This window comes from bacterium, assembly GCA_022763185.1.
Lineage (GTDB): Bacteria > Bdellovibrionota_G > JALEGL01 > JALEGL01 > JALEGL01 > JALEGL01.
Map to the genome: position 1 here is coordinate 1 of JALEGL010000013.1, position 12,249 is coordinate 12,249.

10 protein-coding genes and 1 tRNA gene are annotated in these 12,249 nt (G+C 38.3%); 4 read left to right on the plus strand and 7 right to left on the minus strand.

Annotated features, from left to right (window positions below):
- Nucleotides 1-83: 83 nt before the first annotated feature.
- Nucleotides 84-159: transfer RNA gene (locus MRY82_07780), tRNA-Phe, on the minus strand.
- Nucleotides 160-226: 67 nt separating this feature from the next.
- On the minus strand, nucleotides 227-706 hold the full coding sequence (locus tag MRY82_07785; GenBank protein ID MCI5072821.1) for a hypothetical protein: 480 nt from the start codon (nucleotides 704-706) through the stop codon (nucleotides 227-229).
- Nucleotides 707-844: 138 nt separating this feature from the next.
- Here MRY82_07785 and MRY82_07790 point away from each other — a divergent pair, with 138 nt between their 5' ends.
- Both MRY82_07790 and bamD read left to right on the plus strand, forming a co-directional pair.
- Nucleotides 845-1,432 carry a hypothetical protein gene (locus MRY82_07790; GenBank protein ID MCI5072822.1) on the plus strand — a complete coding sequence of 196 codons (588 nt, stop codon included), beginning with the start codon at nucleotides 845-847 and terminating at the stop codon, nucleotides 1,430-1,432.
- Between the two features lie 65 nt (nucleotides 1,433-1,497).
- Nucleotides 1,498-2,268 (plus strand): outer membrane protein assembly factor BamD, encoded by a 771-nt coding sequence (gene bamD, locus MRY82_07795; protein MCI5072823.1) that lies wholly within the window; start codon nucleotides 1,498-1,500, stop codon nucleotides 2,266-2,268.
- Between the two features lie 5 nt (nucleotides 2,269-2,273).
- Here bamD and alaS read toward each other — a convergent pair whose 3' ends face one another.
- From alaS to MRY82_07820, 5 genes are all read right to left on the minus strand, one after another.
- A complete protein-coding gene (gene alaS / locus MRY82_07800; GenBank protein MCI5072824.1) occupies nucleotides 2,274-4,907 on the minus strand; it encodes an alanine--tRNA ligase in 2,634 nt (877 codons plus the stop codon).
- A gap of 99 nt (nucleotides 4,908-5,006) precedes the next feature.
- Entirely contained in the window at nucleotides 5,007-6,185 is a 1,179-nt protein-coding gene (locus tag MRY82_07805; GenBank protein MCI5072825.1) for a type IV pilus twitching motility protein PilT, read from the minus strand.
- 101 nt (nucleotides 6,186-6,286) lie between these two features.
- Nucleotides 6,287-7,372, minus strand: coding sequence for a recombinase RecA (gene recA, locus MRY82_07810; protein MCI5072826.1), 1,086 nt, complete (start codon nucleotides 7,370-7,372; stop codon nucleotides 6,287-6,289).
- 188 nt (nucleotides 7,373-7,560) lie between these two features.
- Nucleotides 7,561-8,877, minus strand: a complete 1,317-nt coding sequence (locus tag MRY82_07815; GenBank protein MCI5072827.1) for a CinA family nicotinamide mononucleotide deamidase-related protein — start codon at nucleotides 8,875-8,877, stop codon at nucleotides 7,561-7,563.
- Between the two features lie 3 nt (nucleotides 8,878-8,880).
- Nucleotides 8,881-9,357: a phosphatidylglycerophosphatase A gene (locus MRY82_07820; GenBank protein ID MCI5072828.1), complete on the minus strand. Its 477-nt coding sequence runs from the start codon at nucleotides 9,355-9,357 to the stop codon at nucleotides 8,881-8,883.
- A gap of 244 nt (nucleotides 9,358-9,601) precedes the next feature.
- On the opposite strand from MRY82_07820, the gene MRY82_07825 reads away from it, so the two are divergent.
- Both MRY82_07825 and ruvX read left to right on the plus strand, forming a co-directional pair.
- On the plus strand, nucleotides 9,602-11,329 hold the full coding sequence (locus tag MRY82_07825; GenBank protein ID MCI5072829.1) for a hypothetical protein: 1,728 nt from the start codon (nucleotides 9,602-9,604) through the stop codon (nucleotides 11,327-11,329).
- A gap of 53 nt (nucleotides 11,330-11,382) precedes the next feature.
- Nucleotides 11,383-11,793 (plus strand): Holliday junction resolvase RuvX, encoded by a 411-nt coding sequence (ruvX, locus tag MRY82_07830; protein MCI5072830.1) that lies wholly within the window; start codon nucleotides 11,383-11,385, stop codon nucleotides 11,791-11,793.
- Nucleotides 11,794-12,249: the final 456 nt, after the last annotated feature.

Consider the following 12,249-nt stretch of genomic DNA (forward strand, 5'->3'; position numbering starts at 1 on the left):
AGGCGAACCGCAGGTTCGATTCCGACTACCCACATTTTGAGTAAAAAATAAAATCTAAATTGTACTGAAATTCTTGAGAAAAGTGGTGCCCAGAGACGGAATCGAACCGCCGACACGAGGATTTTCAATCCTCTGCTCTACCGACTGAGCTATCTGGGCAACAGCATGCATATATACATTATTTTTAAAAAACTGCGAGAAAAAATATAAAAAACTAAAGGAAGACTTATGAACTTGAGCCTATGGCGTAATTGCCTGAATTATCTAGGTTTATCTGACATTGTGGGTTATCCAAAGCTTCACACTGCACAAAAGCCAAGCCGCCAGTCCAGGTTAAAAAGTCCCCACTGGCTTCTAAATCATTTTCTCCGTTATTGACTAGAATCGTGCATGATGTTTCATTGCTGCTGCATGTGGCCATGTTATTGATTTCAATAACAATTTCTTCTCCCATTTGTGTAGAAAAGGTCAATGAAATGATGGATTGATTGTTACTTTCAAGCTCATCAATGCTTGGAAAATAATCAATTTTTTCAGCAAACTTGTTGTCTGGAGGAGGGGGTGAGTTATTGTCTTCACTTCCTCCGCAAGCATATAAACCCAATATAAGCCCTATTCCAATAAAAAACATAGCATAGTTACTCGGGCCATAAGTCTGGTTTTTCTCACGCTTGTTGAAATATAAGGAAAATGCTTTTAAAAACATGTTATCCCCTATAGTAATATAAATGAGCGATTTTTATTCATTCCATAATTCACATATCATATTAAGAAAAGGACAAAACAGTTTATTTTATATAACACATTGCATTATTTTTTGGATTTAATTGTAATTTTGTGCTACATGTCACTTACTATGTACCGTTTTTTGATTCTTCTCTTAATCAGTAGCTTACAGTTCGCTTGTAAGAATCAAGAGTCCAGGCATCAAAAAAATGCTGATAACAAGCAAATCACGATAACTAAAGATAATATTGCTAAACTAGATGGAGTTTACACCATGAATTTTTCTGACGGTGAACAAAATTGTGCGCTTAACTACGAAAAGGTTGATGAAAACTTTGTCTATCAATTTGATCAAGAAGAATTTCAATCAGAGCAACTCTTTTGTCAAAGCACTCAAGAGCTAGAACTTTTTTGCGGCCCAGATGAAAAAGAACCTATGTGGCATGGCAGCATCAACAAACATGGCCGAGCAAAGCTAAAAATAGTTAAAGATATAAAAAAAAGTTTTAAAAACACATTATTACAGAAGCTTCCGAAAGAAACTCCGTACAATTCTGTGGTGCTGGACTTTATAATGGTTTTGGATTTTTCCAAAAAAACTCAAAGCCAAGGACACCTGCAATTAAACTACGTGCTACCCTTTGAACAACAAACTTTATCTTGTAAAACAAAACTACCCTTTGATTTAAACAAAGAAAAACAATAATCTCTGACCGTCAGTAAATTTCTTGATTACTTGCTCATTTATTCAAGATAGGTTAGTCCAAAGACATGTTCAATGTATCTAACACAACTTGGAACTATTGTTTTGCACTTATTTTAAGTACAATAGCTTTATCTGCCTGTTCAGTAAAAACACCTGATGATTATGATAATGCTCAAGGTTTATTCAAAAAGGCCAAAACTCTTTTTGATAAGAAAAACTACTCAGAAGCCGCCTTATACTTTGAAAATCTTGAAAATAGATTCCCCCAAAGCAGTTACGCTACCCAGGCAGCACTTTTAAAATGTGATGCCTATTTCAATAATAAAGATTACCTCGAAGCCGAATATGCTTACAGCCAATTTAAAAAATATTATCCAAAGCATGAAAAAATAAACTATGTTACTTTAAAAATTGGTTTGTCGCAGCTTAAGCAAGGGAATAAAGTAATAGCAAGAGACCAAAGCTACACCCAATCATCAATTAGCTATTTTAATGAAGTGATTCGCTTGTATCCAGGAACTGAAGCTGCAAAAGAAGCTCTAGTTTATGCCAAACAAGCCAAGAAAAAAATCTATGAAAAAGAACTATATGTTGGAAGCTTTTATTTAAAACAAAAACAAGCCACAGCCGCAATCAATCGCCTAGAGCCTTTATTGGATAACTACACCTATCCCAAACTGCATCAAGAGGCACAATACAAAACAGCTTATGCCTACTATAGGCTCAAAAATTATGAACAGAGCAAAAAGATTTTAGCTTTACAAACAGATACACAAGTAAAAACAAAATACCTTGATAAAATGGCTAAGCTCAAAGCTACTTTGACTGAAAAATAAGAAAATCAACCGTTTGCTTTTTCTACAAGCCCTAGAATGTGTTTGATGGCATCGTCAATTTTAGCTGGATTTTGACCTCCAGCCTGAGCCATATCCGGTCTTCCGCCACCAGACCCACCTATAAGAACGGCAGCCTCTTTTACCAACTGCCCAGCATGAATTTTGGATGTTAAGTTTTTGGATACTTTACACAATAAACTGACTTTACCCTCAATATTAGAGGCCAAAATAACCACCCCTGTTTGTATTTTTTCAAGATATCTATCAGATACATCTCGCAAAGTTTTGACATCCATACCATCAAAAACTTGATAGACCACATCCACATTATTTATTTGATTTTGAGTGGCCTGTTCAAACTTGGCTACAACTTGTGCAGAAACAGATTTTTGTTTTTGTTTGCCTTGTTTAATAAGTTGCTCAACTTTTTCTTCTAACTTATCTGCTGAAACATTAAGTTTCTTTACCAGCTTATCCAACTGCTCTTGTTGTTTATTCAAATAACGTAAAGCGCTGTCTGATGTTAAGGCTTCTATGCGTCTAACTCCAGCAGACACGCTAGTCTCTTTGATAATTTTAAATAAGCCAACTTCATGGCTGGCTCCTAGGTGAGTTCCACCACACAGCTCAACAGAGAAGTCGCCAATACTCACAACTCTGACTTCTTCACCGTATTTTTCACCAAATAATGCCATGGCTCCACTGGCCATGGCTTGTTCCATGCTCATACTCTTTTTTTCTACTTTTTTGCCAGACCAAATTTGTTCATTAACCACTTGTTCAATTTTTTTAATCTCACCGTTTGTTAATGCTTTGCTATGACTAAAATCAAAGCGTAGTTTATCTGGCCCTACTAAAGATCCTTTTTGTCTGACATGCTCTCCTAAAGTTTGAATCAGAGCTGCATGCAATAAATGTGTAGCTGTATGGTTCTGCGCGGTTTTTTGTCTTAGTTTTGCATCCACACTTAAATTGATGTCAGTTCCAAGTTCAAGTTTGCCTTGCTCAACATGAACGGAGTGAACATGCAAATCATTAAGGTATTTTTGTGTATCAATAATGCTTGCTTGCCCAACGGTACTTTCTGCCAATCCTTGGTCACCCACCTGACCACCACTTTCTCCATAAAAGGGGGTTTGGTCGCATACCATAAGGCCTGTTTCACCTTCCTTAAGTACATCAACACTTTTGCCTTGTTTAACCAGAGCAGTTATTTTAGCCGTGCTTGTTAAGCTGTCATAACCCAAGAAATGATTACTCAGTTTATCTTGTTTCCACTGGTCAAGGATCTCAGTTAAGTCCTCTGTGTTACTTTTTTTCCAAGATCCTTTAGCTTTTTCTTTATGTTCCGCAAACGCTTGATCAAAGCCAACTTCATCCAAGCTTAAATTATTTTCACGCAAGATATCTGCAGTCATATCAACAGGAAAACCATAGGTATCATACAGATGAAACGCAACTTCACCTGATAGTTCACTGGATTTACTATTATTTAAACTAACAATCTCTTCCTCTAGAAGTTTCATTCCTCTATCAATCGTTTGAGAAAATCTTTTCTCTTCACTTTCTATGCAATCTTGAATTTGCAAATTGTACTTTTGTAATTCAGGGTAAGATTGCTGCATGGATTCAATCACATCCAATGAAAAACGATGTAAAAATGGTTTTTCAAAACCTATTTTTTTACCGTGGCGCATGGCTCTGCGCATAATCCTTCTTAACACATAGCCCCTGCCTTCATTGCTGGGAAGAACACCGTCTGCAATAAGAAAGGTCATACAACGCAAGTGATCTGCAATCACTCTGTATGAAGCTTGTTGTTCACTGACAATATCATAGTAGTTTCGTCCTTGAGATTTTTGTCCCAAGTGATTGAGCAATGGCAAAAATAAATCGGACTCATAATTACTGGTTACAGCTTGAGCCAATGCACTGGCTCTCTCTAAACCCATACCCGTATCAATGGATGGGTTGGGGAGTTTTATTCTTGAGCCATCTTTTTTTTGCTCAAACTCCATAAAAACCAAGTTCCAGAACTCTAAAAAGCGATCGCTATCATCTCCTAGTTTTTCACCCGGTACGGACTCACCTTGATCGTAAAATAATTCTGTGCAGGGTCCACAAGGCCCAACCTCACCCATAGACCAAAAATTATCTTTTTCTCCAAAGCGATAGATTCTGCTCTCATCCAAACCAATATCATTTTTCCAGATGTTATAGGCCTCATCATCTTCCTGATAAACAGTCACATACAATTTTTCTAAAGGAAACTGTAAATACTGGGTTGTAAAATCCCAAGCAAACGCTATAGCCTCTTTTTTAAAGTAATCTCCAAATGAAAAGTTACCCAACATTTCAAAAAATGTGTGATGTCTGGCCGTATAACCCACGTTTTCTAAATCATTGTGTTTACCGCCAGCACGGACACATTTTTGTACAGAAGCAGCTTTGTTGTATGACCTTTGTTCTTCTCCAGTAAAGATACTTTTAAATTGATTCATTCCAGCATTAGTAAACAATAATGTTGGATCTTCTGCTGGCACTAAAGATGCGCTCTGCACGCGCTTATGTTGCTTAGACTCAAAAAAACTTAAAAAGGCTTCTCTAATTTCATGCGATTGAACAACTTTTTTTGACATGTTCCATACCTACGAAATATTACGACCTAGCGCAATATTTACGTTTCACATTAGCAAAAAATCCAGCATGCTTAGATCACCTCTTGGCTTCGACTGCCCTTAAAAGCGCTCAAAACTCATGGATTCATCATCAGGTAAATCACCTTTATTTTCACTGTTATCCTGGGCTCTACCATCAAAATCATCCCATTTAGAAGCTCCGGTAGAATCAACCCCTTTCATTTTAAGCGCAAAGTCATCTGGGTTGGTCGATTGGCGCATAGCCTCATCATAAGAAATTAATCCTTGCGTTAATAGTTGCATAAGGGATTGATCAAATGTTTGCATACCAAAACTGGTTTTACCTTGAGCAATCGCATCGCTGATTTCTCTGGTTTTATCTTCATTTTCTATCATTTCTCTAATTCTGCTATTATTGATGAGTATTTCACACGCTGGAGCTCTGCTTTTACCATCTTGAGTGGGGACCAAGCGCTGAGAAATAATCGCTTGTAAAACCGACCCTAATTGTAAGCGAATTTGTTTTTGTTGGTGCGGTGGAAAAGTGGTTAAGATTCTATTGATGGTTTCTCCAGCATCCAATGTGTGCAGAGTAGAAAAAACCAAATGACCGGTCTCTGCAGCAACCAATGCTGTTTCAATGGTTTCTTTATCTCTCATTTCACCCACCAAAATAATATCTGGGTCTTGTCTTAAAGACGCCCTCAAAGCTGTTGAAAAGCTATCGGTATCTAAGCCTATTTCTCTTTGATTAATGATACATTTTTCATCTTTAATCAGGTACTCTATAGGATCTTCAATGGTTAGAATATGTCCACTGCGTGTTTGATTAATTTTTTTAATCATGGCTGCCAATGATGTTGACTTTCCTGAACCTGTGGCACCGGTGAACAAAACTAGCCCCCTATGCTTATCGCACAGGTTTTTAATTACTTCAGGCAAGCCCAAGCTTTCTAAGTCTGGCACATCAAAAGGAATACTTCTGATCACCATTCCTACTGATCCACGCTGTTGAAAAATATTCACCCGAAATCTTCCAATGTGATCCTCACTATGGGCAACATCCATCTCAGGTCTCTCTTTAAACTGCTTAATTTGTTCTTGAGTCATCATGCCAAAAGCCATACGTTTTGTATCTTCTGGTGTCACCACCTTGCCATTTTTTATAGGATACAATTTACCGTTGACTCTGAACATAGGCATCATTCCAGGCTTAATGTGTAAGTCTGATGCTTTACCTTTAACCGCAATATTGAGCAAATCTCTAATCTGATACATTAGACCATCATAACCCTCAAGCTATCGCTAGACAATAAAAACAAAAAAGCGCCGCAAAATTTTGCAGCGCTTTTGATTTCAATGGATTAAAAACTGAAGTTTTATGATGTCTTGGTTTCTGATGTTTCTTTACTGGCATCCGTATTTTTTTTAGCTGTTTTTTTGACATCTGCTTTAATACGCTTTGGTGCATCTAAACCCGCTGCCTCATAAACTTGTTTTTCCAAATTTCCTAAAGCATCTGGGTTATCTCTTAAGTATTGCTTAGCGTTTTCACGGCCTTGTCCCATACGATCTCCGTTGTATGAAAACCAAGTTCCACTTTTTTCAACCAAGTCCTGTGCCAAAGCCAAGTCTAAAATATCTCCCACATAAGAAATACCTTCACCATACATGATATCAAACTCAACTTTTTTAAATGGCGAAGCCATTTTATTTTTAACCACTTTCACTTGGGTTTTATTACCAATGACTTCATCACCGTTTTTAATTGCTCCAATACGACGAATATCCAAGCGAACAGATGAGTAAAACTTAAGCGCATTACCCCCGGTTGTAGTTTCTGGACTACCAAACATAACCCCAATTTTCATGCGAATCTGGTTAATAAACACCACAGTTGTATTGGATTTAGCAATGGCTGCTGTCAGTTTTCTTAAAGCTTGTGACATAAGACGTGCCTGTAAACCCATGTGTGAGTCTCCCATGTTACCTTCCAATTCAGCACGAGGAGTCAAAGCCGCAACAGAGTCAACAATAATTAAGTCCACTGCTCCTGAGCGAACAAGCGTTTCAGTAATCTCTAAAGCTTGTTCACCGGCATCCGGTTGAGACAAGAGTAAGTCTGCTGTATTGACCCCCAGTTTTTCCGCATAGGTCACATCTAAAGCATGTTCAGCATCAACAAATGCCGCCACACCCCCAGCTTTTTGACAGTTAGCCAGCATATGCAAAGTTAATGTGGTTTTACCACTGGATTCTGGCCCATAAATTTCTACTATTCTGCCCTTGGGTATACCACCTATACCTAAGGCAATATCTAAACTAGGAGAGCCTGTGGAAATAGCAGGAGCTTTAACAACAGCATCTTGCTCCCCAAGACGCATGATGGATCCTTTACCGAATTGTTTTTCAATGGTGGCTAAAGCTAAATCAATGGCTTTGGTTTTATTGGCTTCTAATGACATTTTTGACTCTCCTTCTCAACTGTTTTGTTATCCGTACTCCATAACTGATTTTAGGCCTAAGGCGTAGCTTTTTCACCCAGTTTTTGGTTATATCCCCAAGAGCAATTCTTTTCTCTCAGTGTTATTTTGATATGTGTAACTATAATCAAATTTTTTGATTTTACGCAACACATTGTGAACTTATTTTTTTAAAGCTTTAATTCTAGGCAGTTAGCTAACTCTTTGAGCAACTTAAGTGCTTCCATTACTGCTCCTTGCCTATTTTTTTGCCGATCGCCGTTAAATTTAAATTCACGCACCCAATAGCTTTCTTCAAAATCAATACCAAATTTCTGTTCAAGACTTTCTGACACTGCCAAAGCGATATACACCAAACCTACTGGCTTATCTTGTGTTCCTCCTGTAGGGCCGGCAATACCCGTCACCGATACACAAACATCTGCTTGACTATTATCCAACTGCCCCTTGGCCATAGCCAAAGCACACTGACTTGATACTGCGCCATACGCTTTGAGTAATGCTAAGGGTACGTTAAGTTTTTTATGTTTACAATCATTGCTGTAACACACCAAAGACTCTTCTAAAATAGCCGATGAGCCGCTTGCATTAAGCAAGGTTGCCGTTAACAACCCGCCCGTACAAGACTCTGCAAATGAAAGTTTGAGTCCTTCTTGCTTAAAAATATTCACCAAGACATCTTCTATACTTTGACCATCTTGAGCAACAACATAGGCTCCAAACTCTTTTAAAAAGCGCTGATCAACCCGTTGATGAAATTCTTTTTTACTTAAATAGGCACTCAAGGTAACATCCAGCTTTGGATACGATGCTGTATAAGCAATGCGAATAATTTTTGCTAGCTTATTATCTTCTTCAAATAAAGCATCCACTTTATGGGTAAAGGCAGACTCAGAGACACCGCTTAGAGTAAAAATTTTCTCTTGTCTAACTTGATTTTGGTCTTGTCTAGCGTGCGCTAGCTGAGGAACAATATGCTGTAAAAATATGGCCTGCATTTCTACAGGAACCCCAGGCAAACAGAATCCCAGTCCCGTTGCTTGACGCTTCGCATATTTAAATTCAATACCAGGTGCTGTCCCCAGTGGATTAGATAAAACCTTGGTTCCAGCTGGTAACATTGCTTGCTGCCGGTTGGCCTCTGCATAGGCTTTGCCAAGTTGAGTAAATTTATGTTTTATTTTATCTTCAACATCCTTGTGGTAAACCAGATCCAAGCCCAAACTCTTGGCCACTGCCGCAAAGGTTAAATCATCGGATGTTGGCCCTAAACCTCCAGAAGTCAAAACATAATCGGCGCGTTGGTAGGCTAAATGCATAGCCGCAACAATCGCATCCATTTCATCAGCAACCGTTTGTTTATACAGAACCTCAAGACCTAAGCTGTTGAGTTGTCTAGCCAACCAAGCACTGTTGGTATCTACTCTTCTTCCATCCAACAACTCATGACCAATAACAATAATTTCTACACTATTTTTGATAAGCATGATTTATAACCATTTAAACATTGATAACAAAACATATACTGTTGTGTTGGCATAGATACCTGCAATAAGGTCATCCAACATAATACCTGCAGCGTTTTTCATCCGTTGATCAATAGAATTACAGGGAAATATTTTTATAATATCAAACACCCTAAACAATATAAAAATAAGTAAGGCCACCCACCACTGTTGGTCAGGTATCGCAATTAAAGCCAGCCACAGTCCTGCAGCTTCATCAATAACAATATGTTGACTATCCTTATTTTTTTCTTGGGATTCTTTTTCATAGAGCAAGCAGGTTAAGTAGCCCAAAACCGCCATGAAAAGGGCTGCAAACAACTGCAAAACAATACCCACTTTATTTAAACCACATGCGTACCACAAACCTAAAGCAAATAGTGACCCCACTGTTCCAGGAGCTTTAATTGATAAACCAGCGCCAAATAAAGTTAGAATTGCTGCTAAAACACGATGTTTCAAGCTTAGCCCTTTTTGATAAAAGTGAAAATTAAAGCTTTGTTTAAGCATAGACTCTAACTACTGCATTTTTATGGCGCTGTCGATATCAAAACAACAATACTCTCAACCTGGGACATTCTCACCCCAACACTCTTTTTTTGCCCTTTGTATCAACACATAAACTATTGATTTTATTTATTTTTACTTTGGCATAATCCTTGTATTACTTTTAGATACAGACAAAGATAATTTGAGGTCTAAGTTTATGAAAAAAAAGTGTAGGAAAAATAAAGAAAGAAATAAATTACATGAGGACAGCAATACTCATTTTAACCCTTGTGAAAATAAACGCAACGTGTTAAAAGATAAATTGCTTATGCGTGGTTTGTTTTACAGTTTATCAATTTCTACTGCTCTTCTGATGAGTGGATGCAATCTCACTCAAAGAGGTGATATCAATCCACCTCAACAGCGTGCCGCAGCAGCCAATGCCATTGAAAACAATACATCATCGTCATTATCTGGCGGCAGTAATTATGGTGTTGAATGGAGAGGCAACAAACACTTTGTTTACGTTTTAAGCCCAGAAGATCAATGCAATATTCCTATTGAACAAAGCAACAATCCATGGGAAGTTGTTGACAATGGTGGTTCCGGCTCTCGTCCTTGGGAGGTTAACACCGGATCAAGTACTGGCCGAATTTCTCTAATTGCCGTAGATGATGCATTCCAAGGCAACAGCTACGGAAGAGTTCTGAACAATGGAAATACCATCATCAATGGCCAAAGAATTTCTGGAAGCGCTGGACAAACACTCAGTGGCCTTAACTTCAGTGCTGACGAAAAAAACGCCTCTAACATTGCGGTCAGCCCATTTAAAGTATGGGTGACGCAACAAAAAGGTTTGTATGGCATTCCGTTTGACAGCAAAAGCGGTGCGCTTGACTTTTCTTATAATAAACGTGAAGTGCGTTTTGCTGGTGCTGTTCAACCCATGAACCTGGTGACAACCAACGTTTTACATGTTGAAAAAGGCAATCGCCTTGAAAGAAGAGAATATGTTTTTGCCTCATTTACAGGCATTCCAAAAATTGGCTATAGGATTAACAAAGAAGATGCTACAACTGGAAGACCTTTGGCTCCCATTACCAGAACCTTGGATTTTTCCAATCAACTGGCTGGAACCACCATCACATCCTTAAACATGTATGGTGACTTGTTGGCGGTGGGTTTTCAACAAGGCCAAGGTAGAGGTTCAACTGCATTGTGTAAGGTTTTACACCTGACCAACGAACTGCCTGAACCTGCAATAGAAGACATGATTGACGGCAACGCTATCACCCCTGATGGCTGTTGGTTAAGAAATACAGTTGCTCAAGAACAAGCTCCTGTTGATAACTGGTTTTCGCAATTGGGGTGGTTCTCTGTTACCCCCACCTATGGTGTGATGATTATGCCACAAGTTGAAGCTTTGTTTGAAAAAGGATCTACACTTGAAGATATTTACCAATCATCTCTTGTGGGCAATACTCAAAACGGCATTATCCATATTACTTTACAAAGTGAAAAACGCAATGCTGTTGATATGACCAATGCTGACTGGAGCTTCAAAAAAGTGGCTACTGCTCAGGATAGATCGATTCTGGCTTTACAGAATGACGGTACCATAACCGCCTACAGCTTGGATAATATTGTTGCAACCCAAAACGGTAAAAAAGAAACTCAGTTTAGTGCCAACTCACGTGCTTCTGATATGGCGATGGCTCCAGGCACCTTACAAAAAAATGGCACCTACATCAGAAATGGTGGGTTTTTGGCTGTAAACCAGGCTCAAAGAGGCAGTGTATTAATCTTACCTGTCATCGATGGCTTACCGTCTCACCCCTCAATTGAAGCTGAAGTCTTCACCCGCTGCGCTGGACATAGACTGGCCATTAAACCCATGATTGACAGTGATTATCGTGACTACGATCCTTCACCGCCACCAGCTTAAACAATTAATCATGCTTCTTGAGTTTTTCTTCACTCTAGCATAATAAATAAACAATGATGCAAAAAATCATGGCTCTAGATTATGGAAGCAAACGCATCGGCATTGCCATCAGCGATGCACTAGGCATGTGCGCACATCCAAGAGAGTACATTGAAAACAACTCCAAGGCTTTTGAAAATATTTTAAAACTCGTTGAAGAAGAAAACATACACTTATTGCTGTTTGGTTTACCCAAGCGTCTCAGTGGAGAGAGCAGCCTCATGCAAGCAGAAATAGAACGCTTTATGCACAACTTACAAAAAAAAACCGAGCTAGAAATGAAAACTTGGGATGAACGCTTAACCAGTGCTCAAGCAGAAAAATTCATGATCAGCGCGGATGTCAAAAGAAAAAAACGTAAAACTAGCATTGATAGCATGGCCGCCACCATCTTGCTGCAAAGCTATTTGGATGCTCAACAATAAATAATTTTCCAAATACTCTTTTATACCTAGGCCAAAATCAGTTTACGATGATGTTTTAAATAAATTCTGTCACAAGAAAAAAACAATGTCTATCCGCCCAAACTAATTGGCATAAACGAACGCGCTCTACAAAACCTGTTATTTTCACTTAAATTGTTACTGTGTAAGCTTAAACTACAATAAAACTTTTCATACACCTTTTAGCAAACCTGTTTACATTTAGACGCCAAATCTTTTTAATGAGACCATTAAACAAGAAACTTATATTATGTAATGATATTACTCATCGCAATTTTTAAGTACAGTAACAAAATCCCGCTTTACCTTCCTGTTAAAGGGGATAACGTTCCCTTCAAAAAAAAAATCGTCGTTTTTGTTTTATCATCCCCGTGACATCTCAACTCCACTTCCTATAAACCATCATCAATCTAAAACTGGCTAATTTTTACTTTTTAA